19 protein-coding genes and 3 tRNA genes are annotated in these 24,211 nt (G+C 29.0%); 5 read left to right on the top strand and 17 right to left on the bottom strand.

Annotated elements, in window-relative coordinates:
- From ilvD to rpmE, 11 genes are all read right to left on the bottom strand, one after another.
- On the bottom strand, positions 1-1,851 hold the full coding sequence (gene ilvD, locus M9409_RS03035) for a dihydroxy-acid dehydratase (RefSeq protein WP_250226889.1): 1,851 nt from the start codon (positions 1,849-1,851) through the stop codon (positions 1-3).
- An 82-nt stretch (positions 1,852-1,933) separates the two neighbouring features.
- Positions 1,934-2,854 (bottom strand): branched-chain amino acid transaminase, encoded by a 921-nt coding sequence (locus tag M9409_RS03030; protein ID WP_250226888.1) that lies wholly within the window; start codon positions 2,852-2,854, stop codon positions 1,934-1,936.
- A 62-nt stretch (positions 2,855-2,916) separates the two neighbouring features.
- Complete coding sequence (gene ilvM, locus M9409_RS03025; protein WP_250226887.1) at positions 2,917-3,153, bottom strand: acetolactate synthase 2 small subunit; 237 nt, start codon at positions 3,151-3,153, stop codon at positions 2,917-2,919.
- Between the two features lies 1 nt (position 3,154).
- Positions 3,155-4,795 carry an acetolactate synthase 2 catalytic subunit gene (gene ilvG, locus M9409_RS03020; RefSeq protein WP_250226886.1) on the bottom strand — a complete coding sequence of 547 codons (1,641 nt, stop codon included), beginning with the start codon at positions 4,793-4,795 and terminating at the stop codon, positions 3,155-3,157.
- Positions 4,796-6,023: 1,228 nt separating this feature from the next.
- A tRNA-Trp gene (locus M9409_RS03015) sits at positions 6,024-6,097 on the bottom strand.
- A gap of 22 nt (positions 6,098-6,119) precedes the next feature.
- Positions 6,120-6,193, bottom strand: a tRNA-Asp gene (locus tag M9409_RS03010).
- A gap of 155 nt (positions 6,194-6,348) precedes the next feature.
- Positions 6,349-6,421, bottom strand: a tRNA-Ala gene (locus tag M9409_RS03005).
- 488 nt (positions 6,422-6,909) lie between these two features.
- Positions 6,910-7,743 carry a glutamate racemase gene (gene murI / locus M9409_RS03000; protein ID WP_250226885.1) on the bottom strand — a complete coding sequence of 278 codons (834 nt, stop codon included), beginning with the start codon at positions 7,741-7,743 and terminating at the stop codon, positions 6,910-6,912.
- 440 nt (positions 7,744-8,183) lie between these two features.
- Complete coding sequence (metF, locus tag M9409_RS02995; protein WP_250226884.1) at positions 8,184-9,086, bottom strand: methylenetetrahydrofolate reductase; 903 nt, start codon at positions 9,084-9,086, stop codon at positions 8,184-8,186.
- Positions 9,087-9,510: 424 nt separating this feature from the next.
- Positions 9,511-10,659, bottom strand: coding sequence for a cystathionine gamma-synthase (metB, locus tag M9409_RS02990; protein WP_250226883.1), 1,149 nt, complete (start codon positions 10,657-10,659; stop codon positions 9,511-9,513).
- A gap of 285 nt (positions 10,660-10,944) precedes the next feature.
- Positions 10,945-11,193, bottom strand: a complete 249-nt coding sequence (rpmE, locus tag M9409_RS02985; RefSeq protein ID WP_250226882.1) for a 50S ribosomal protein L31 — start codon at positions 11,191-11,193, stop codon at positions 10,945-10,947.
- Between the two features lie 1,480 nt (positions 11,194-12,673).
- Here rpmE and M9409_RS02980 point away from each other — a divergent pair.
- Entirely contained in the window at positions 12,674-13,423 is a 750-nt protein-coding gene (locus M9409_RS02980; RefSeq protein ID WP_250226881.1) for a ferredoxin--NADP(+) reductase, read from the top strand.
- Positions 13,424-13,649: 226 nt separating this feature from the next.
- Entirely contained in the window at positions 13,650-14,456 is an 807-nt protein-coding gene (gene tpiA, locus M9409_RS02975) for a triose-phosphate isomerase (protein WP_250226880.1), read from the top strand.
- Between the two features lie 176 nt (positions 14,457-14,632).
- Here tpiA and pfkA read toward each other — a convergent pair whose 3' ends face one another.
- The 6 genes from pfkA to M9409_RS02945 form a co-directional block, all read right to left on the bottom strand.
- Entirely contained in the window at positions 14,633-15,595 is a 963-nt protein-coding gene (pfkA, locus tag M9409_RS02970; RefSeq protein WP_250226879.1) for a 6-phosphofructokinase, read from the bottom strand.
- A 613-nt stretch (positions 15,596-16,208) separates the two neighbouring features.
- Complete coding sequence (gene cysE, locus M9409_RS02965) at positions 16,209-16,964, bottom strand: serine O-acetyltransferase (protein ID WP_250226878.1); 756 nt, start codon at positions 16,962-16,964, stop codon at positions 16,209-16,211.
- A 59-nt stretch (positions 16,965-17,023) separates the two neighbouring features.
- Complete coding sequence (gene gpsA, locus M9409_RS02960; RefSeq protein WP_250226877.1) at positions 17,024-18,043, bottom strand: NAD(P)H-dependent glycerol-3-phosphate dehydrogenase; 1,020 nt, start codon at positions 18,041-18,043, stop codon at positions 17,024-17,026.
- Between the two features lie 30 nt (positions 18,044-18,073).
- Positions 18,074-18,529: a protein-export chaperone SecB gene (secB, locus tag M9409_RS02955; protein ID WP_250226876.1), complete on the bottom strand. Its 456-nt coding sequence runs from the start codon at positions 18,527-18,529 to the stop codon at positions 18,074-18,076.
- A gap of 49 nt (positions 18,530-18,578) precedes the next feature.
- Positions 18,579-18,860: a glutaredoxin 3 gene (grxC, locus tag M9409_RS02950; RefSeq protein WP_250226875.1), complete on the bottom strand. Its 282-nt coding sequence runs from the start codon at positions 18,858-18,860 to the stop codon at positions 18,579-18,581.
- A 24-nt stretch (positions 18,861-18,884) separates the two neighbouring features.
- Positions 18,885-19,325: a rhodanese-like domain-containing protein gene (locus M9409_RS02945; protein WP_250226874.1), complete on the bottom strand. Its 441-nt coding sequence runs from the start codon at positions 19,323-19,325 to the stop codon at positions 18,885-18,887.
- A 541-nt stretch (positions 19,326-19,866) separates the two neighbouring features.
- Between M9409_RS02945 and rfaD the strand changes: the two genes are divergently transcribed.
- From rfaD to waaC, 3 genes are read left to right on the top strand one after another with little or no spacing between them, the layout of a single operon-like run.
- Positions 19,867-20,832: an ADP-glyceromanno-heptose 6-epimerase gene (gene rfaD, locus M9409_RS02940; RefSeq protein WP_250226873.1), complete on the top strand. Its 966-nt coding sequence runs from the start codon at positions 19,867-19,869 to the stop codon at positions 20,830-20,832.
- Between the two features lie 17 nt (positions 20,833-20,849).
- Complete coding sequence (waaF, locus tag M9409_RS02935; protein WP_250226872.1) at positions 20,850-21,893, top strand: lipopolysaccharide heptosyltransferase II; 1,044 nt, start codon at positions 20,850-20,852, stop codon at positions 21,891-21,893.
- A gap of 25 nt (positions 21,894-21,918) precedes the next feature.
- A complete protein-coding gene (gene waaC / locus M9409_RS02930; RefSeq protein ID WP_250226871.1) occupies positions 21,919-22,878 on the top strand; it encodes a lipopolysaccharide heptosyltransferase I in 960 nt (319 codons plus the stop codon).
- Positions 22,879-24,211: the final 1,333 nt, after the last annotated feature.

Below are 24,211 nucleotides of genomic sequence, written 5' to 3'. Positions count from 1 at the left end.
TTATCCTAATAATTTAGATTTGTCACGAACCGCGCCTTTATCTGCGCTTGTTACTAAGTGGGCGTATGCTCTTAAAGAAGTAGATATGTTTCTATTTCTGTTGATTGGGGTCCATGCTTTAGTTCCTCGAGCAATTTCCGTTGCATGTCGTATTTTTAGTATATCTTCAGAGACTTCCAAGGTGATGCTGCGCATGTTGATATTGATACTAATTATGTCCCCGTTGTGTACTAATCCAATTAATCCTTTATTAGCTGCTTCTGGAGATATATGGCCAATGGATAGTCCTGATGTTCCTCCTGAAAACCTACCGTCTGTAATTAAAGCGCAACACATATCTAAACCCATAGATTTAAGAAAGGATGTTGGATATAGCATTTCTTGCATACCTGGTCCACCTTTTGGTCCTTCATATCGAATTACAATAATATCACCAGAATGTATATTTCCTGTTAAAATTGCTCGAACAGATTCTTCTTGACTCTCGTAAACTTTAGCTGGTCCACTAAATTTTTTAAGGTTTGTATGAACTCCAGCTGTTTTTACAAGACACCCATCTGCAGCAAGATTACCATATAATACTGCTAAACCTCCATCTTGACTGTAAGCATACTCACGAGAACGAATACATCCAGAGCAACGATCCAAATCTAACGAAATCCATCTATTTTTTTGAGTGAAAGCTTGTATACTACGTTTTCCCGCCGGTGCCGCAGCATACATATTTTTTGATTCCAAATTATTACACGAAACAATATCATAATTTAATAACGTCTCTAATAAAGATTTATTCAATATGGTGCGTGTATCTTGATGTAATAAATTACAACGATGTAGTTCGCCAAGTACACCCATTACTCCTCCAGCTCGATGAAAATCTTCCATGTGATATTGTTGAGTATTTGGGGCTACTTTGCATAAATGTGGTACTTTTCGAGATAATTTGTCAATATCTGCCATAGTAAAATCTATTTCTCCTTCTTGAGCAGCTGCAAGTAGGTGTAATACAGTATTAGTAGAACCACCCATTGCAATGTCTAACATCATTGCATTTTCAAAAGAAGATTTATTAGCTATATTGCGCGGTAAAACAGAATAATCATTCTCTTCATAATAAGATTTAGCTAGGTGAACAATATATTTTCCAGCATTTAAAAATAATTTTTTACGATCAGAGTGGGTAGCCAACAACGATCCGTTACCTGGTTGTGCTAACCCCAATGCCTCTGTTAAGCAATTCATGGAGTTAGCAGTGAACATCCCTGAACAGGATCCGCATGTAGGACATGCTTCGGATTCAATTTTTTGCTGATCAGTATCAGAAATGTTAGGATCTGCGGAACAAGTGATTGCATTAATTAAATTTAACTTAACATTTTGATTAGATAAAGTTATTGTACCAGATTCCATTGGTCCACCGGATACAAAGATAGTTGGGATATTTAAACGCAGTGCTGCCATTAACATTCCAGGTGTTATTTTATCGCAATTAGAAATACATACCATAGCATCAACACAATGGGCGTTAATCATATATTCCACAGAATCAGCAATAAGATCTCTAGATGGTAAAGAATATAGCATGCCGCTATGGCCCATAGCAATTCCATCATCTATTGCGATCGTATTAAATTCTTTTGCAACTCCTCCATGAATATTAATTTGTTCAGACACTAATGCTCCTACGTTTCGTAAATGTATATGACCAGGAACAAATTGAGTAAAAGAATTAACCACGGCGATAATCATTTTACCAAAGTCTTCAGTAGTCATGCCCGTGGCACGCCATAATGCTCGAGCGCCAGCCATTTTACGACCGCGCGTAGTAGTAGAGGAGCGATATTCAGGCATATTTCAACTCCAAGTTATCCTATGATGATGTTATTGAATATTGATTATTTTAAGCACTAATATTTACACTAATTTAGTATTGTTAGTTAATTGGATCTAACCAATTCCATTGATCTTTAGTGATTCCGGTAAATAAATTAAAAAATAAGTTTTGTAATTTTTTAGTAATCGGTCCACATGCTCCAGTACCTATTTTAATTCCATCTACACTACGTATTGGAGTTATTTCGGCAGCAGTACCAGACATAAATACTTCATCGGCTATGTATAGAGACTCACGGGGCAATATTTGTTCTTGTACTTCTAAATCAATATTTACTGCTAATTTAATGATAGCATCGCGTGTAATTCCGGGTAATATAGAAGAAGCACATGGTGGTGTTAAAATAACATTATTTTTAACTTCAAATAAATTTTCACCGGAACCTTCTGAAATATAACCGTATATATCTAAGCCTATTCCTTCTTGATAACCATTTCGATGAGCTTCATTACTAATTAACATAGATGATAAGTAATTTCCACCAGCTTTTGCTGTGCTTGGAAGAGTATTTGCTGGAACCCTATTCCAAGAAGATACCATAACGTCAATTCCTTCTTTCAAAGAGTTTTCTCCCAAATAAGGTAACCAAGAAAAAGCTGCTATAGCAATGTCGGCGGTAAATCCGGGATCCGGATTAATTTTCATGCCTACATTTCCAATAAATACTACAGGACGGATATATGCATTAGTTAAATTATTTCTTCGAATAATAGTTCTACAGGCTTGCATTAAATCATCAATACTCCAAGAAATAGGTATCTGGTAAATTTTTGAGGAATTATACAATCTTTGTATGTGTTCGCGATGACGAAATATAACGGGACCTTTATGTGAATTATAACATCTCATACCTTCAAATACTGATGATCCATAGTGCAAAGCATGAGACATTACATGTACTTTAGCTTCCTGCCATGGTACGATTTCTCCATTAAACCAAATAAAATTTGATGTATTCATCTGATATCTTCCGCGGTAATATAGTTGAATAAAGTATGAAATTTAAATTATGGTTTTTTAATTCATTCAATTTTAATATAATATATATCCATTAATTTATTTAGTTGCGTAGATAATAAATATATTGCTTTTTTGCTGGAAACAGTTAATAAAATGTTTATTTTTTTTTTGCTGAACTTACTATATGACAGCATATTTAATGTATGTAATTCAAATCCACGATGACGAATGACTCGAAGAATACGTTCAAGTACCTCTGGGCAAAATCTGGCTTTTATCAATAACGAATAATGTGTCATATTACTGCTCCAACATAGCATCATTTGAAGCGCCAGGTGGCACTAATGGCCAAACGTTTTCGTATTCATTAATTAATACATGTAGTAAAAAAGGTCCTGTGTATGTAAATAACATATTGATCGCATCTAAAATTTGAGATGTACGAGTAATACATATCCCATGAATATCAAATGCTTTAGCTAAAACAAGAAAGTTGGGATTATCTGTTAACGTAGTTTCGCTGTAACGTTTGTTGAAAAATAATTGTTGCCATTGACGCACCATTCCTAAACGTTGATTATCTAATAAAACAATTTTAATAGGTAAATTTTTGCGTTTAATAGTGGCGAGTTCTTGTATGTTCATCATAAATGATCCATCACCAGAAATACAGATCACCATATGATTGGGTCGTCCAATTTGAGCTCCAATGGCTGCTGGTGTGCCAAATCCCATAGTTCCAAGACCTCCAGAAGTAATAAAATTCTCCGGACGACTAAATTGCATATGTTGAGCAGCCCACATTTGATGTTGCCCAACATCTGTGGTTACTACAGTATCGTAAGGAGCATTTTCACTGATTGTTCTCAACAAGGTTGGTGCATAAATTTTATCATCCGGTGGTTGATAAGACCAACGGTACTTCATTTTTAAAGATTTTACTTTTTTTCTCCATGGACTAATAGACAAGGATTGTGTTAATGCAGATAATAGATCATTTAAGTTTCCGGATAATGAAACATGCGCCAATCGCAGCTTACTAAATTCTGAAGGATCAATATCTAAATGAATTACTTTTGCTTGCGGAGCAAAATTATGTAATCGGCCAGTTACTCTATCGTCAAATCGAGCTCCTATTGCAATTAATAAATCAGATTGTTGTACTGCTAAGTTAGCTGCTTGATTTCCATGCATTCCTAACATTCCTAAATAACAGTCTTCTGTATAATCCGGTGCACCTAGTCCTTTTAATGTTACTACAGTAGGTATTTTTGTTTTAGAAATAAATGTACGTAGTGAAGTGACTGCTCCAGCGATACCTACCCCTCCTCCTACATAAAGGATTGGTTGGTATGCTTCTAGCATTAGCACCCGAGCTTTTTCTATATCATTTGCAATACTACACATATATTTTTTATTAATACAGTAGTTTGATATTAATTTTCCAGTGGATAATTGAATGTCTTTTGGTATATCTATCAACACTGGACCTGGTCTTCCTTCAGCAGCAATAAAAAATGCTTCATCAATAATATTAGGTAACATTTTTAATGAATAAACTAAAAAGCTATGTTTAGTGCAAGCTAGAGATAAACCTAGTACATCTATTTCTTGAAAAGCATCAGTACCAATAAATTCTAATCCTACTTGTCCAGTAATAGCTACTATAGGGATGGAGTCTAATAATGCATCCGCTAATCCAGTGATGAGATTAGTAGCTCCTGGGCCAGAAGTCGCAAAACATACACCAATTTTTCCAGTAGCTCGAGCATATCCTATAGCAGACATGATTGCTCCTTGTTCATGTCGACATAATAAATGCTCTAATTCAGAACCAAATAATGCATCATATATCGGCATAATTGCTCCACCTGGATAACCAAAAATAACTTCTACACCTTTGTCTCTCAGTGCTTTTATGGTCCACTGAGCTCCGTTCATATTTTTTTCCTCGTATGATTTAATGAATGAAATAACAACCTAATTAAAACACCTGTATAAATAAAACGATTTTTGAATCAATTGTAAAGTATATGGAAATTACATATTGTTTATTAGATTCAAGTAGAACTGAAATATTTGCAACGTTGCATAATAATGTTAAAAAATAATTTTTTATTTTTAAAATAACTATGTATTTCCGGCTATATATAACAATATAGATGCAAGTCTATTATTGTGTTAATTCTATAGAAGATCTTCTATTTTTAAAATTAAATAATATAATAATATTTTTAGTGTACAGTGAAACACTGTTGCGTATATATACACTTAGTTGCATATCGTATAATTACAGCTAACCTTCAAATGACCATCCTATTACATATTGTATTAAAAATTAACAATAATTTTTTAAAGAAATTAATTTTTATGTTCTTATAAGCATAAGAGTTAAGAATATTATGTGTGAATATTATTTTTGGGGTTTTGTATTTGTTTTATGTCAAAATTGGTTTCAATCATGCGTTAAGAGTAGAAATGTGTAACTTGTTGATATTAGAAAAATATTAAAGCACTTTATTTTGTGTTTAAAATTTTTAGTAGATACTTTTTATGTTATATAACCATACATTCGATTCAGTTATATGATGTAACTGAGTTATGTTTTATGTATCATATATGACGATATTTGGCAATAATATTTTTGAAATAATGTTATTTCTTCTCAATTACTGATTATGATTGTAAATTAATTTTGTTATTATTTGTTTCTCGTTATTGTGGTAATAATTGTTATTTTTTTTTGAATAAAGACGATCAATTTTATTGTTAAATTTGTTTAATAAAATCTGTTTATTTGAAATAAAATAATAGGTGAATTGCATCATTATACTGTATATTTTTAATATTTAACATTTAGATTATAAATTTAGTTTATTACAAGATCATAGAACATAAGCAAGATTTCAGTTTATTAAATTATTGGTGCGGATTTTATATAGCTTACAACATGGGTAACCATAGTGTGAATACGGTATTGATTTAACGATATACTCATTCTTCAGTGTGATATTGTAAATTGATATCTAATCGAAAATAAAAATATCACAAATAAAGCACAAATATAGATAAATAGGTTAACAACATCCTATATTCTTTATAAAGCTATTATACATGCCTATGTATGTTAATATGAATGGTGAAGTTTAAATACTATTTGTATCTTTTACAGGGGTGAAGAGACTTGAACTCCTAACACCCGGTTTTGGAGACCGACGTTCTACCTATTTGAACTACACCCCTTGTATTGCGATGATCAAGTATACGGTGCGGACGGGACTTGAACCCGTGACCCTCGGCGTGACAGGCCGATGTTCTAACCAGCTGAACTACCGCACCCTATTATAAATAATATTTTATATAGATAAGAAAACTCATAGTAATCGATTTGACATAATTTAAAATTTGTTAAGATAATATTACATGTGAGATTTTTGATATTTTTATTATTTCCTATCAGGAAATATATAATTACTTTATATATGCATTCATCATGGAGCTAAGCGGAATTGAACCGCTAACCTTCTGCGTGCAAAACAGATGCTCTCCCAATTGAGCTATAGCCCCACACCAAAAATCGTCTATATTCTAACAAGTTTTACGTAAACATGCAAATAAAACAATATAATTATAAATTTGGTTTTTCACAATTAAATAATTTTGAATAAGATTTGAATATATGAAATATAATTGATTTTGTATTATCAACATTAAAATTAGAAATGTTGAAGTAGTATTAATATAATTGAATAAAAACATATTTTCGTGAAAAGTCAATTTATGATTTGTTGTGAATTTGTTACACGTTCGTTAATAGGATTAATTGAGTTTAATAGACGTATCTATACGATGCAATGCATATCAATCTATTAATATAAAAATTTTTATATTCTACAATAAATCTGGATGAAATAATTCGACAGAGAAAATTATGATTTACTATTCAATATAAATATATGTTTTGTATCTGTGAGTATAATAATTAAATTATTCGATTACTAATTTAACTAACAAATATTGTATGTTTTGTATTGGAATATAATAATGTGTCCAGATTATATTGATAAAATTTCTAGAGAAAAAAAATTGTAATGAGATAATAAAATGGATTTTAATTTGATAGTTTTTTCTGTGTTCATAGAACAATAGATTTTATTTGGTTTGCAAAAATAAAAATTTTTTGTAGGTTCATTTATATTCTTTTTTAGCAAACGTAAACTATATTTAGCCACTGAGTGTCTCGAATCTATTAAGTAGCTATTTGAGGATAATACTGTGATTAGTTCTTTTTTTAATAAAGAAAAATGAGTACATCCTAGTACTATAGTGTCAGGAGGTTGTTTCATGTTTAACCAGGGGGTGAGAATATTCCGAAGGATTGATATTGGTATTTTTTTTCCATATATCTTGGATTCAGCCAAGTTTACTAGTTCAGATGTACCTAATAACATGACTTTATATTTATTGGCAAAGCGTCGTATAAGACCCCAGGTATAATCATGATTCACAGTACGATGTGTCGCCAATACTCCAATAATGCCATTTTTAGTTAATTTAGACGCCAATTTAATAGCGGGGATTACTCCAACTATGGGACATAGAAAATGATTTTGTAATATTTTTAATGATACTACACTAGCAGTATTACAAGCAACAATTATAAGATCTAATTGATGTTGTTTTTGTACAGCTTTAATTATAGAAATTACGCGATTTATAATGAACAATTCTGAGTGTTCACCATAAGGAAAAGCTTGATTATCAAAAAAATATAAATATCGTACATGTGGTAACAATTTTTGTATCGCAGTATAAATAGATAAACCACCCACCCCAGAGTCTAATATTAATATTGTTGGTTGCTTACATGTATTTTTAAAATAAATCATATGTTTTATTAATTATTCAGTTTATGCGCCATATATAAAATATACATAAATTTAAATATATACGTAATGTACCCTATAATTTAGGTATAATTATTTTTTAATGTAGAGTAGTACATATCTTCATTCAAAGAATCCTTTTTGTTTTACACACATGCTATGTTGAACTTCATTCTTCGTATTGTAACGTAAATATTTATAAATATATATGCTCAAGAGTTCCATTTATAACTGAACAATGTTGATATAGATTCATTACATAATACATATACAAAATATATAGTGTGTTTGATTGATGGTTAATATAGTACAATGTTGATTATTTATTTAAAAGTTCAGATCTTCGAGATACGTATATTTAAGAGAATCTAATAAATAAATCATCATTTTTAAATGCATGATTTGGGGTGGGTGTGATTGTTTAATTAATTTGACAGGATTGTTTATACATTATATTTGTTATTTTTTATTCCTAAAGTATGACATATTGCATATGTTAGATCTGATCTGTTAAGAGTATAGAAATGAAAATTTCTTACTCCTTCTTTAAGAAGGACTCTGATCATGTCTATTGCTACGAATGTTCCAAGCATTTTCTGTGTTTCTAAGTCATGATCTAATCCATTAAAAATTACATATATCCAATGCGGGATCTTTACTTTAGTAAAAGTAATAAAATGTTGTAATTGACGAAAATTAAAAATAGGTAATATTCCAGGAACAATTTCTATATCAATTCCTACAGATACGCAAAGATCTCTAAATCTTAAATATTGTTCTACATCAAAAAAAAATTGAGTAATTGCACGATTCGCACCGGCGTCTATTTTTTTTTTTAAATTGATTAAATCTGATTGAGCGCTCTTTGCTTCTGGATGTACTTCTGGATAAGCAGCCACTGCAATATCGAAATTTCCAATTTTTTTTAATAAATATACTAAATCTGCAGCGTACATAGACGATTGATAAGTTTTTTTCATTTGATCGCCTCTTAATGCAACAATATTATGAATACCATTATTCCAATATTCTTGAGCAATAATTTGTAACGCTTGAGGGGTTTCGTTAATACATGTTAAATGAGGAGCTGCTATTAATCCAGTATGTTTTTTTATATCTTTGATCGTTTTATCAGTATGATTGCGTGTTCCAGAATTAGCGTTATATGTTACAGAAACGAAAATAGGATTTAATTTACTTAATTTGTTTATAGTTTTCCAGAAAATTTGTTCCATTTCATCAGTGCGTGGAGGAAAAAATTCAAATGAAACATTGATATTTCCTTCTTGTAACTCAGCTAAATATTGATTTAATATGGCTTGTTGAGTGGCATGGAACATACTCATTTTTTCCCTCTTGAAACTATAAAATAGAAGCTATCCATGTCAATATTGACAATTGTAATAATCATATACCATATGTTAGTTTTAAAATAAAAATCATCATTATATGTATAACCATTGAAATTAATAATTTTTAAAAAACTGTATTGTGGGTATTTTAATGAATATAACTAATTGAAAAAATGTCCGTTTATATGTTATTACTTTAGTAAATTAAATTAATTATATGTGTTTGTGTTGCAAATAAGATCTAGATAGATACAGTTCCATTAATTAAACGTTCAACAATATTTATTGAAAATATCAATTTATATATAAATGTTGTGATTACTTAATTGATCAATAAAAATTTATAGCATACATTCATTAAAGTTTATTCACAACAAGACTATTGCAATAATGTACCTAATAGTAGTATAAAGATATTTTATTGTATTGACGCAAATGCCTGTTTTAAATCCTCAATAAGATCGTCGCTATCTTCTAATCCTACTGACACACGCAGCAACATGTCACTGATTCCAGCGTTTTTCCGAGCGTTTTCTGGCATAGCAGCATGCGTCATAGTGGCTGGGTGAGCAATTAAACTCTCTACCCCCCCGAATGATTCTGCTAATGTAAATAATTTTAATGATCTTAAAAATTGTGGCAATACATTTGTAGTCCCCTTAAGTTCGAAACTAAATATTGATCCAAATCCACTTTGTTGTTGACAAACAATATTATATCTAGGATGAGTTGGTAATCCCGGATAGTATAACGCATTGATTTGGGGTTGTTTTTGAAAAAAATCAATAATTTTTTTTGTATTATTTTGTTGTTGATGAACACGCGGCATTAAAGTACGCATGCCACGCAATAACTGATAACTATCAAAAGCACTTCCAGTAATACCAAGCGTGTTGCCCCACCAAGTTAATTTGTCAGAAATGTATGTATCCTTTGATATTACTACTCCTGCTATTAAATCTGAATGTCCATTCAAATACTTACTACAAGAATGTACTACTAAATCTGCACCTAAAGTTAATGGATTTTGAAATACTGGCGTCATGAATGTGTTATCTACGACATATAAGATATCTTTTTTGAAATTGCAGATAGTATGAATATCTACTACGCGAAGCATAGGATTACTTGGGGTTTCTATGAACATTAGTTTAGGTTTGTATGTTAATGATTTTAATAAAATCTGTATGTCATTTTGGTCAATAAATAGTACTTTGAATGCACCTTTTTTACTTAAGGCATCTAATAATCGATAAGTACCTCCATAACAATCATAAGGCGCTATTAATAAATCGTTTGGTTCAAGCAAAGCAGAGCATATCAAATAAATAGCAGACATACCACTACTTGTCATGATTGCGTTTTTTCCATATTCTAAATCTGATAAAGTTTGCTGAGCTACATCACGAGTGGGATTTTTACGTCGTGAATAATCATAAGGACGAGGTTGATTTAGTCCAAAAAAATTATAAGTTGTTGAAAGAGTAATGGGAGGTACAACACATCCATGTTGTTCGTCGCTATTTAAACCACTTCTAACACTAATTGTGGATTTTTTTATGTTCATAATAATAACTAAACCTACCTATGTTGCTAAAACATCTTTGTTTTTTTAAGTGTAGAAAATTGTATTTATGTGCACTAATGGTTTAGTGACCATATTTAATATGGCTTTATCTAATGATAGTGATATTATTAATATAATTTTCTGGTAATAACTATAATTTACATGTGTTTTGATACAAATCATCTATATCAATAAAACTTAATTCACTCATATCTATTGTCTATCAGAATACCGATATTTTATTACTATTGTGTTGCATGTTTTTTAAGTCAATAAGATCTATGTTTATTTTTTATTTGATTTTTTGTCAATAGGTAAGAAATTAGTGTTAACAGAAAGATCAAAGCGCTTGTTAAAAATGTTTACACGCCCACGCGTATCTAGTATACGTTGTGTACCTGTGTAAAATGGATGACACAAATTACATACGTCTATGTTCAAGTTATGATTTAAAGTAGATTTAGTATTAATAATATTTCCACATGAGCAATATGCAGATATTTCGTTGTATTTTGGATGAATATTTTTTTTCATAATGTATTCTTATATCATTCAAATATTATATTTTGATAAACTAATATAATATCACAATAAATGTAAATTATAAATTTATTTCACAATCCTTAATAAGATTAGATTTTTTTGAGTGTTTATGTATAATCAAATGTTTCTGACTGTTAACAACAATTGTTGTATATTTAACTATTTAAATGCGTGGGTCATGATAAATTGTATAAAAATTCACAATATTGTTGCACGTATTGCAAATATATACGCCCAAATATCATCAATAATAAAAAGTAATCTATAATTTATCATGTTATATATTAGTGATAGTTAATAAAATTCTTATTTGTATATGTTTGAAATAGAAATATTTTTATATCGTACGTATCAATATCGATTCTGATCGATAATCACAACTATTATTTTTTGTTTATGATTACTATAATTTATTGATATTTTTACGTAATTACACGAGAATTTATATAATTACATGCGTAAATACGTAACATTTTAATCTCATCAAGTAATTCAAATATTTATTTGATATAATTTTTTTGATATATGATAATTATTTGGATTATTTAAAATGAAATATAGGATATTTACAAATAATTGCGTATACACTGTATAAGTAGATTTAATAAAACATACAAGAATTGTATCTTTTATTTTTTGTAAACACAATATATGTAAATGTATAATAATAGGATATTAATTCCTAATTAACGTACAATTGACATATTTTTGAAAAAATTATAGTTGAAATTTAAAATATAACAATTGGTTGTATGAAGTATAAACAGTATTTACAGTTATTTAAAATAAACTATTATATTTAGTAAACTAAATTTTTAGAAAGTGTGCAGCGTAGTTACGTTCAAAGAGAGCTAGGTATGTGTTTATTAATGATTATAAGTTCATGAATAACTTGTAAAATTTTTGTGTATTTTCATGATACTAATAATTTTATTGATATACATAGCAATGTATAATTTTTTAATGATGATATAATGCTAAAATTATAATTGAATTATACGTATCACGAAAATTTTTTATAAAAATAATCGAATAATTAAAGTAAGGTTGAATTGGATATTGTAGATTTTTTCATTATAGATTAGTCTGTAACCATGTTATATTACCATAGTTAAAACATTATTATACATGCATTGCGATATAATGGTTATTATATTGTGTTTGGTTTTATCAATAAAAATCTTATATATAAAATGATTTTGTGAAAAATTATAATATTCAGGTATCTCTGATGAAGTGGTTATGATGTTAGTGCTATCAAAATTATGTTCATTGAATAAATAATAATTATGATATGTTTTTGTTGGTTGTTGTTGGATAAAAATTAGATGTCAGCGTTTTATATTAATGTTAAAAAGTTAGATAGTAATAAATTACGAATTTCAATTACTAATTCTTGATTATATCAATGAGGTTAATTTAATAATATTAAATATTTGAATACAACTGATACTGGATACAGGTAAACTTGATGTCTACATGGGTCACTGGAAAAATTATTGATGTAAAACATTGGACGGATTGGTTGTTTAGTCTTGTCGTACGAGCTCCAGTAAATACATTTGTTGCTGGACAATTTACTAAAATAGGGATCAATATAAATAATATAATCGTGCAACGGGCTTATTCATATCTTAATGCCCCGCATAATCCAAATTTAGAGTTTTATATCACCACTATACTAAAAGGAAAATGCACCCCATTATTATGTACTTTACGTCCCGGTGATACTCTCATGCTTACTAAAAAATCATATGGACGCTTTATACTCAATGAAATTCCAAATTGTAGAAATTTATGGATGTTGGCTAGTGGTACAGGAATTGGCCCATATTTATCAATACTTGAAGATCATGATAAAAGATTACATCAATTTACAAACATTATATTAGTATACGCAGTACGATTTTATAAAAATTTGAATTATTTATCTCAAATAAAAAAATTACAAAATTTTTATAGTGGTAAATTGCGTGTGCAAACCATCATAAGTCAAGAAGAATCTTCTAGTTCTCTTTTTGGTCGCATACCTACTTTGATAGAAAATGATACTTTAGAAAAAGAAGTAGGATTACAATTGGATATTAACGATAGTCACGTAATGTTATGTGGAAACCCACAAATGATACAAGATACGAAAGAAATATTGAGTAAAAAATACGGAATGAAAGATCATTTACGATGCAACCCAGGTCATATGACTCAAGAACGTTATTGGTAACATGAATAGGTTATAATTTATGATTTCTATAATTATAACTAAAAAAACAGCATACTACAAAATTTTTATTATTTCTGCATCTTTTTCAAGGTTGCAGTATGTTGCAATGTATATATAATTGTCCATCTTTTAATTTTATAAACAGTACTAATCGTGAATTAACAAGGATTTATTTTATTTTATTTAATGCTCATTAGTATTAATGTGTTATAATCATTATTATTAAGTGATTTCTGTAGGAGAAAAAAATGTGAGGCGGCGGCTATTGGTAATAGGAAATTGGAAATTAAATGGCAATAAAAATACTATAACTAATTTAACTATTACATTAGTCAATACATTTTGTAACATTTCTAAATGTAGTGTAGCCATAGCTCCTCCTGTGATGTATTTAGATATAGTTAAGCGTTATTTATTAAATAATACTCATATTCAGTTGTGTGCTCAAAATGTTGATATTCATTTATCTGGAGCATTTACCGGTGAAATTTCTGCAGAAATGTTACAAGATTGTAACGTACGATATGTACTTATAGGTCATTCTGAACGGAGAATACATCATAAAGAAAATGATGCATATATTGCTAAAAAATTTTTTATCTTAAAAAAGGTCGGATTAATTCCTATTTTGTGTATAGGAGAAAATAAAAGAGAATATGATTCTGGATGCACGCAATCAATATGTATTAATCAAATTAAAACAGTCATCAAATTACTTGGTATAGAAGCATTGAAGAATTCAGTTATTGCCTATGAGCCTATATGGTCTATAGGAAGCGGTGTGAGCGCATCTCCAGAAAGCGTGCAAATGGTGCATAAATCAATTCGGGATTATATTGCAAGTTATGATGTATCTGTAGCCGATGAAATAATAATTCAGTATGGAGGTTCTGTAACACCAGAAAATGTTACTCAATTTTTTGATCAAAAAGATATCGATGGTGTATTAGTAGGAGCCGCTTCTTTAAACGCTAACAGTTTCGCCATGATAGTACAAACTGCTGAAAAACACAAGAAATTATATCTTTCTTAAAAATGTGTAAAGAAAGCAGTATATTCGTTGGCATAACAATGATATTTAATGGTTTTGTACATTAAATAAGCGATTCTTATACATAAGTTACACAATATCGTGTTACATAATACGATATTGTTGATCTAATAGTATATGATTAGAGGAGATAAGTTATGCATGCTAATTTATAAAATTTAAAATAATTTTTTAGCTGTTGTTAATAAATCTTGTCGAAATGGGCGTTGCATATATTGTATAGCATCATTAATGTCATGGTGTACCAGTTTTTCATTTTGTACCCCAATACAACGTCCTGTATAACCTTTTAATAGTAGATCAATAGAATACGCTCCCATCCTAGATGCTAGAATACGATCATATGCAACAGGTTTACCTCCACGTTGGAGGTATCCTAAGACGGTAGCGCGGGTTTCTCTACCGGTTTTTTCTTCAATATATTGAGCTAAATAAAATACATTACAAATACGTTCTGTAATAGCTACTATTGCATGATTTTTTCCTTTTGAAATCCCAGATTTAATTTCATCCACTAGATCTTGTGGATTAAATTCTACTTCAGGAACTATAATAAATTCGCAACCTCCAGCTATCGCCGCTGCCATAGTTAAATCCCCGCAACAACGACCCATCACTTCTATAATAGAAATACGTTGGTGTGAAGAAGATGTATCGCGCAATCTATCAATTGCATCCACGATTGTTTCTAAAGCGGTGAAATACCCAATGGTGTAATCAGTTCCGGCAACATCGTTGTCGATAGTTCCAGGTAATCCGATGCAAGGAAATCCTATATCACTCAATCTTTTAGCACCTAAATAAGATCCATCTCCTCCAATGATTATGAGAGCGTCAAGGCTATGTTGATGGATATTGTTAATAACTGTTGCTCTAATAGCATCCTCTTTAAATTCAGGAAAACGAGCAGAACCAAGAAACGTTCCTCCACGGTTGATAATATCTGAAACACTACGACGACTCAATGGTATCATTCGATTTTGAAATAATCCTAAATAACCATCATATATTCCATAAATCTCCAGTCCTTCAGAAAGGCCTGTCCGTACTACGCCTCGAATAGCCGCATTCATTCCTGGTGAATCACCGCCGCTTGTTAATACTCCTATTTTTTTTATCATAAATACAGAACTCTATTATGTTGTTGTTTTCAGCAGACTACAACTATGTTTTGTATAAAATATAAGATAATATTAAATATACATGATAGTTATATATAAAATTGCTGCGAGTTTTTAATTTATTGATATTTTAATTAAATTAAAAAAATTATCCAATATGTTTTCTAAATATTGAATATTGGAAGCGTTATTGATGTACAATAACAATACCCATATATCATTGGTATTGGAGTACATTAGTTTTAAATTTATATATCTTTCTTAAAGTTATAAGGTGATTATTTCAATAAATGATCTTAATTATACGAATTATATCATGAGGATTGTTTTTTAAAATATTGAAATATGAAAGCAGATATTATCCATGATATGTAGATGACCATGGTATATATTATGTGTAATTTCAATTACATATTAAGATACACATATATCTTCATTTTAATGTACAATTATATATTTTATAGTTAAAAATATAAGTATATTTTTAATATACTAATCATTATAGAAATATATTTATTCTTAGGGCTTGATATGTACAGTGGTGTTTTAGATTATGGTTCCTAATAGAAATGTATATAATACAACATATATTTTTATGTAATATGTTATTAATTTATTGTAATTTATTGATTTTTTTTATAAGTCTAGCAGGTTTTCCTGTAACTGTAGCATAAGGTGGTACAGAGTGTAGTACAACAGAACCAGCTCCAATTTTAGCTCCATATCCTACTTCAATATTACCTAAAATAATAGAACCGGCTCCAATCATTACTTTTCGTCTAATTTTAGGATGACGATCTCCACTTATTTTTCCGGTTCCACCTAAAGTCACAGATTGCATTATAGATACATTGTTTTCTATAACTGATGTCTCTCCAATCACTATTCCGGTTGCATGATCCATCATAACGCCATATCCGATGCTTGCAGCAGGATGAATGTCTACATTAAAAGTGGTGGAAATGTGGTTATAAAAATACATAGCTAATTCTTTACGATTATGATTCCATAACCAATGAGAAATACGATGCGTTTGCAATGCATGGAATCCTTTTGAATACAAAAAAGGAGTAAAATATTTAGTAATAGATGGATCATTAAAACGTATTGCATAAATATCTTGTGCAGCAGAAGTAATGATATTGTCATCAGTTCTACATATGTCTTCTAATATCTTAGTTGCAGAAAGAGTAGATATATCTGGAGTGGTTAATTTTTTGGATAATATATAAATTAATGCATCTTTAAAGTTTGCATGTCTTAATAAGACCGTATGTATGAAACTAGTCAATATAGGCTCAGAGTCAATTAGTAGTCTTGCTTCGATTTTAATGTTGCTCCAAACTATTTCTAATATATTTAAAGTCATGCATTTACCTGATTGTTATAGTATGAATGATAATTCAAATCTATTATTAATGATTTTAACTATCTATTAATTTTTTCTTCTTTTTGTGTGCGTTCTAATAAAGAGTGAGCTGCATCATGAACATTCTTATTTTGATATAGTATCTGATATGTTTGTTCAGTAATAGGCATATCTACTTTGTATTTAACGGATAACATATATACTTCTTTTATGTTACAGAATCCTTCTATTGTTTTCCCAATTTTTTTTTGAGCATGATGTATATTGAAACCCTGTCCCAATAACACACCAAAGCGACGATTACGTGATTGATTGTCCGTACAAGTCAATATCAAATCTCCTAATCCAGATAAACCCATAAAAGTATCCGGCATAGCTCCAATCGCTATGCCGAGGCGAGACATTTCTACTAAGCCTCGGGTAATTAATGCTGTTCGCGCATTGGATCCAAATCCTATGCCATCAGAAATACCTGCCCCAATAGCAATAATATTTTTTACTACTCCAGCTATTTGAATACCGATAGTATCTGTGTTGCTATATATCCTTAAATTTTTACTGCAATGCAGTATATTTTGTAGATCATAACTTAATCTAGTATCATTAGAAGCTAATGATATTGCTGTGGGTAATCCCATAGCGAGTTCTTTAGCAAAAGTTGGACCGGATATAATTGCGATAGGAATGTTTTTTCCTAAAATATCATGTGTTACATCTTGTAATAAACGTCCAGTTTTTGGTTCTAAACCTTTAGATGCTATGATGATACGAGTATTGTTCTTTAAATTTGGTTTTAATCGCATCACAACATGACTAAAAACATGACTGGGCACTGCAATCAATAAATTTCGGCATGTAGATACAGCTGCAGATAATGATGTTTCTAAGTATAATGATGACGGAAAAGTGATATCAGGCAAATAGTTTTGATTACATCGACTAGTTTTGAGTTGTTGAATATGAGTCACATTATGTCCCCATAACAATATGGTATGCCCATTTCTAGATAACGCAATAGCTATAGCTGTTCCATAGGAACCTGCTCCAAGTACAGTTATAGTAGGATATATAATAGACACAATAATTTTTTAACTGCTTACTTTAAGACATCAAAGTTTAAATGTATCATCATATTTTTTGTATAGAGACTGAATAAACAAAGTATCAAAATTAATTGGGTTTAAATTAATTTGAGGGAAAGTTCCTCTAGACACTTGGCTGCTAATGCATTCGCTGGCATAGGGAAATAAAATACTCGGACAATGTGCGCTAAAACAGCGTACCATTTGTGTTTTGTTCAGCCCTGCAACATGAAAAATGCCGGCTTGTTTGACTTGACATAAAAAAGCAGTATCTTCCCCAATTTTTGCAATCACAGTAATACACAACACTACTTCATATAAGTCGGTATGAATTTTTTTAGCATCACTATTTAAATCTACTTTAATTTTTGGACTCCAATTGATTTGGAATACTGCAGGAGTGCTCGGAGCTTCAAATGAAATATCTTTGGTATAAATTCTTTGTACATGAAATAAGACGTTATTACTGTTGTTTTCTAACACAACTACACCTTTAGTAGTACTACATTTAGTATTTGATAAGTATAAATAATTATTTACTAACTTTTTTATTCATTAAGATTAGATCTAATTTTCCCTGATCATTTAAAAGTACTAAATCATCTGATCCTCCAATATGTAGACCGTCTATAAAAATTTGCGGAAATGTAGAACGACCACCAGATCGTTGTTTCATTTCTGTTTTTATATTGTCTGGCACGTCACTGCGATCTATAGAAATTTCTTTAAAATTCAAAGATTTTTTTTCTAATAATGCTTTAGCGCGTTCACAGTAAGGACAATTTTTTTTTGTGTAAATTTCAATATAAGCCATTCTTTGTTCTCATTATTTTATATTTTATTTTTTTGATAAAAGAGGAAAATTATCAGCTTTCCATCCCACTATACCACCGTGTAGTACATATATTTCTTTAAATTTTAGTTCATGCAGTAGATGTTGTTTAATTGAGTGTGCTAGTACATTATTATCGTGTACAATAATCAACGGATGTTGTTTTAATCCTTTTAATTTACAAATATTATTACTTTTAATTTCTTCTATTGAAACATTAATGCTATTTGTGATGTGTCCTGCGTAATAGTCATCTTGACTACGAATATCTATTACCATCGCGTTTTTTCTATTTATAAGATAAATTGCTTTATCACGTAATATTTCAGAATGTCCGAATAACCAATTGTTAATCACAGTATACAATGTAGCAATGAACAAAAGAACCCATATTGCGCTAAGTATTATATGTTGCTGTAAGAATGTTATGATTTCTAATATATACATGGGTTGTAAACTTATTTAAAAAAATAAATTTTATATGTAGTATACTATAAAATTTATGTGTATATTATACAGTGTCATGCACACAGCTTTAATAAAACTAGTGATCTATGAATGATTACATCATTTATGTTTGAATGCATATTTTTGGATTTGATAGTATTGATATTGCGTTAAATGATAAATATCATGAATTAACATAAATACATGTATACGATTCTATATCACAAATACATCGCGAAAATGTATTATATTCTACATTTAAATAAAAAACTAGTGCACTTTGTTATAAATAATTCAATAAATACATGTTCTTTATGATATACTCTTGTTTTTGGATAGCGCAGAACTCAGAAAAAGTAATCATAATATAAAATTATTAATATAAAATATGCTATATTGTACATAGTAAATAACTTAAAGTAATATATTTTTTTACTGAATATTTAGAATTATTTTTCATGATGTTGCGTTGTTGAAAAAATAATTCAAATTATTGTGTGAATTTTTGTTTATTAATATATATGTAACGATGTGAGAATGTATGATTGTGGTCACTGGAGGAGCAGGATTTATAGGTTGCAATATTGTTAAATCTTTAAATAAAATTGAATACAAAAATATTCTGGTAGTAGATGATTTAAAGAATGGGGAAAAATATAAAAATCTGAACAGTTTGCATATTGCGGACTATATGGATAAGAATTACTTCATTAATAAGATACTTAATAGTTCTGTTAATTCTTATATTAAAGACATAGATGTAGTGTTTCATGAAGGAGCTTGTTCTTCCACTACTGAATGGGACGGTAAGTATATGATGGAGAATAATTATCAGTATTCTAAAGATTTATTATTTTATTGTGTTAACAATAAAATTCCTTTTATATATGCTTCTTCTGCATCAGTGTATGGTAGAGATACCAGCGCGTTTGTACCTCCCCATACATATGAACAGCCTGTGAATATATACGGTTATTCCAAATTTTTATTTGATCAGTATGTGCGTTCTGTATTGCCAAAAGTTTCATCTCAAGTTTGTGGATTAAGGTATTTTAATGTTTACGGTCCTTATGAAGCACATAAAGGCAGTATGGCTAGTATAATATTTCAATTATATCGGAAAATTACAAACAAAAAACATCCAACACTGTTTATTGGAAGTAAAGAATTAAAACGGGATTTCATACACGTTGAAGATATAGTTGATATAAATCTTTGGGTTTGGAACAATAATATATCTGGAATTTTTGATTGTGGAACAGGCAAGTCTGAATCATTTGAGTTTGTTGCTAGTATTGTATTAAGTTTTTGTAATCAAGATATGAACATTAAATATATTGCTATGCCAAAAAAAATAAGCGATCATTATCAAATATTTACTCAGGCAAATATCTCTCAGTTAAGAAAGTCAGGTTACTGTAAGGAATTTATGAATATTAATCAAGGTATATATCATTATTTAAATTGGTTATCTTGCAATAATGTTAATCATTATAATGGTAAATAATAACTAATATTTTCACGATGAAAATATTAGTTATTAGTCCTTCATGGATTGGCGATACCGTGATCTCACATAGTATGTATCAATTGTTAATGAAGAAATATTGTTCCAATATTAATATTGATGTACTTACTTCAATATGGTGTAAGGATCTATTTAGTCATATGCCTGAAATTAGTCAAACATTGTTTATTCCTTATAGACATGGATCTTTAGAGTTATCAAAATGTTACCACCTCGGAAAATTTTTAAAAAATGAGCAATATCAACAAGCAATAATATTACCTAATTCGTTTAAATCTGCTTTAATACCATTTTTTGCAGGTATTCCAGTTCGAACTGGATGGCGTGGAGAAATGAGATATGGTATTTTAAATGATTTGAGGATACTTAACAAAACATCCTTTCCGTTGATGGTACAACGTTACGCCGCTTTAGCATGCGATTATAATGTTGCAACACATTTTTGTAATTTACCTGATCCGTTGCCGTTACCTCGATTAAGCGTGAGTGACAAACAAATTGAAAATGTATTATGCAAATTTAATTTGTATTTTTATAGAAAATCATTGATTGGTTTATGCCCAGGCGCAGAATTTGGATTAGCTAAAAGCTGGCCTCATTATCATTATATAACGTTAGCTGTTCGATTGATTCGTGATGGATATCATGTGGTAATATTAGGATCCCCTAAAGATCAATTAATTAATAGATTTATTAAACATAGTATTCTCAATAATTTGAAACAACACTGTAACAATCTTATAGGAATCACATCATTAGGCGAAGCGATTGCAATTATAGCGACATGTATAGGAATTGTTAGTAATGATTCTGGTTTAATGCATATAGCTTGTGCATTGAAACGTCCTGTAATAGGACTGTATGGGCCTAGTAATCCTAAGTTTACTCCCCCTTTGTTTTCTCAATCTATTGTGATTCGTCATGTGAAAGGATATTATGCAATAAGAAATGGAGATAGTTTATATGGTTATCATAGCAGTCTAATGACTATTACTCCAGATCAAGTTTTCAAGGAATTAAAAACATTATTAATGGATTAACTAAAGAAAAGATATTATAATCATCATGAAAGTTTTAATCATAAAAGTTTCTTCTATGGGGGATATTATACATACTTTACCTGCAGTTACTGATGCATCGAATGTTGTACCAAATATATTGTTTGATTGGGTTGTAGAAGAAACTTTTTCTGATATCCCTAGATGGCATCCCGCAATACATCAAATTATTCCTATAAATCTTAGATTTTGGATAAAAAATTGGTATAAACTCTCTTCATGGAAGAGATACCGTGAATGTTGTATACAATTAAAAAAGAGATACGACGTAATTATTGATGCTCAGGGTTTATTGAAGACATCATTATTGATAACGTGTATTACACGTGGAAAAAAATATGGTATGGATTATACAAGTGTACGAGAGCCCATGAGTTCTTTTGTTTATCATGAACGACATTACATTAAAAAAAGTCAACATGCTGTAGAACGCATTCGACAGCTGTTTTCTTTTAGTTTAAAATATCCTGTCCCGTCTTGCATAGGCAAATATAATATTGCGCATTTATTTCCACTTCAAAAAAATAATGTTCCTTATTTAATATTTTTTCATTCTACTACTAAACTTCAAAAACTTTGGCCGGAATTTAATTGGAGTATTATAGCTCAATACGCTATTAATGCGGGATATTTCATTAAATTACCTTTTTGGACGAAAAGTGAAGAATTACGTACTAATCAGTTAGCAAGATTATATTGTAACCAAATAATAATATTACCAAAATTAACGTTACAAGAGATTGCCTGTCAAATATCTGGGGCAACTGCAGTAATATCTGTTGATACTGGACTTAGTCATTTAACGGCAGCTCTTGGATGTCCTAATGTGACATTATATGGACCAACTAACCCTAAATTAATTGGAACATATGGTCAAAATCAAGTTGCTTTACGGTCTTCAACTAAAAAAATGAAACATTTAACTCCTACACATGTCTGGGAATCATTGCAAAAAATTATCAAATGAAAATATACCTCAACACTTTTTTTGTACTTATTAAAATTAATTTTTTTAAAATTAATTTGTAATGATTTATTACAAATTAATGTTTTTAAATTATCTTTGTTTATTATAAGTAATAGTATTCGATGTGGTTTAAAAGTAAATAATTATATATTTGAGAAGGATGATAGATACACATTATATGTGGGTGATGAATATCATTATTTTTTTAATTGAGATTATTTAACATCTGATTATATATCACTTCAAATAATTAGTTCATAATTAACAAATTATATATATTTTTTAATAAAAAGTATCAAAATATTTTCATTATTCTAGTGCTGTCATATTTCTTGATATCATATTGATTGTAAAATTTAAATATGGTTTTAGAATATTAAAATGCTCGAATATGTTCGTTATTTATTTTTTTATTTTTAATTGTTTAGTTTTATTTAATAGAAATTGAAATTTTTAAATAAAAGTAGATATTAATGTTTTATTAGATATAAAATATATTTTATTAGTAAATAAAAAATATATTAATAAAAATAAATGATACTTCTATTTTATTATTTTCATTTTACAAAAAAATTCATATTTTATAAATAAATTACTGTTTTATTTTTATTATAAAATTTCTATCAATATAAATTTAATAAATAAGATATAATCAGAGTCTATATATAATAAAAATGAATTTACAATTTAATCTGATAGGTAATCAAAATTATTTTTATATTTAATTCATATATAACATCGGGAGATGTTGTTAATTAAAATTTTTACTGTATCAATGAAGATTGATGTATGATGCGCCGAAGTCATCGATATTTTGAAATATATTTCATTATGCATAATTATATAATTAAAATATAAATTATTTTTTCAATTTAAAATAGAAATGTAAATCTGTTTATATAGAGAAAATAAATTCTTCAAAATATTAAAATTATAGAAATAAAAATTGTTTTTAACATGATTTTTATTTTTTTGAATAGAGTGAATTAATTCATCATTACGGTGAAATTAGGCAAATGTGTGATAGTATTGAAGAATAGAGTATCTACGTTAGTTTAATCCTATTATTTAATATTAAAAAAAATGGTTTTATGATATTTAAATTTTAATCAATGTTTAAAATAAGTAAATGTATTATATATGTAAATTTCTATTAAATGTATTTGATATATGCCAACAAATTTTCAATTTGTGATTATTATATATTAATAATAGTTAGTGAATAGATTTTTTTAAATTTAATTTTAAAAAAAATAAATTGATGTTAATACAAATTCTTTCAAGTAAAGAATGATGCGTTTTTATTATGTGTATTTATCTGGATAAATATTTA

It is taken from the genome of Blochmannia endosymbiont of Camponotus sp. C-046, assembly GCF_023585865.1.
GTDB lineage: Bacteria > Pseudomonadota > Gammaproteobacteria > Enterobacterales > Enterobacteriaceae > Blochmanniella.
This window is presented reverse-complemented; position numbering and strand designations above follow the sequence as displayed.

Excerpts from the sequence above, each read along its gene's own strand:
- ilvD (WP_250226889.1), bottom strand. The coding sequence starts at position 1,851 with ATGCCTGAATATCGCTCCTCTACTACTACGCGCGGTCGTAAAATGGCT.
- M9409_RS03030 (WP_250226888.1), bottom strand. The coding sequence starts at position 2,854 with ATGAATACATCAAATTTTATTTGGTTTAATGGAGAAATCGTACCATGG.
- ilvM (WP_250226887.1), bottom strand. The coding sequence starts at position 3,153 with ATGACACATTATTCGTTATTGATAAAAGCCAGATTTTGCCCAGAGGTA.
- ilvG (WP_250226886.1), bottom strand. The coding sequence starts at position 4,795 with ATGAACGGAGCTCAGTGGACCATAAAAGCACTGAGAGACAAAGGTGTA.
- murI (WP_250226885.1), bottom strand. The coding sequence starts at position 7,743 with ATGATTTATTTTAAAAATACATGTAAGCAACCAACAATATTAATATTA.
- metF (WP_250226884.1), bottom strand. The coding sequence starts at position 9,086 with ATGAGTATGTTCCATGCCACTCAACAAGCCATATTAAATCAATATTTA.
- metB (WP_250226883.1), bottom strand. The coding sequence starts at position 10,659 with ATGAACATAAAAAAATCCACAATTAGTGTTAGAAGTGGTTTAAATAGC.
- rpmE (WP_250226882.1), bottom strand. The coding sequence starts at position 11,193 with ATGAAAAAAAATATTCATCCAAAATACAACGAAATATCTGCATATTGC.
- M9409_RS02980 (WP_250226881.1), top strand. The coding sequence starts at position 12,674 with ATGTCTACATGGGTCACTGGAAAAATTATTGATGTAAAACATTGGACG.
- pfkA (WP_250226879.1), bottom strand. The coding sequence starts at position 15,595 with ATGATAAAAAAAATAGGAGTATTAACAAGCGGCGGTGATTCACCAGGA.
- cysE (WP_250226878.1), bottom strand. The coding sequence starts at position 16,964 with ATGACTTTAAATATATTAGAAATAGTTTGGAGCAACATTAAAATCGAA.
- grxC (WP_250226875.1), bottom strand. The coding sequence starts at position 18,860 with ATGGCTTATATTGAAATTTACACAAAAAAAAATTGTCCTTACTGTGAA.
- M9409_RS02945 (WP_250226874.1), bottom strand. The coding sequence starts at position 19,325 with ATGTATATATTAGAAATCATAACATTCTTACAGCAACATATAATACTT.
- rfaD (WP_250226873.1), top strand. The coding sequence starts at position 19,867 with ATGATTGTGGTCACTGGAGGAGCAGGATTTATAGGTTGCAATATTGTT.
- waaF (WP_250226872.1), top strand. The coding sequence starts at position 20,850 with ATGAAAATATTAGTTATTAGTCCTTCATGGATTGGCGATACCGTGATC.
- waaC (WP_250226871.1), top strand. The coding sequence starts at position 21,919 with ATGAAAGTTTTAATCATAAAAGTTTCTTCTATGGGGGATATTATACAT.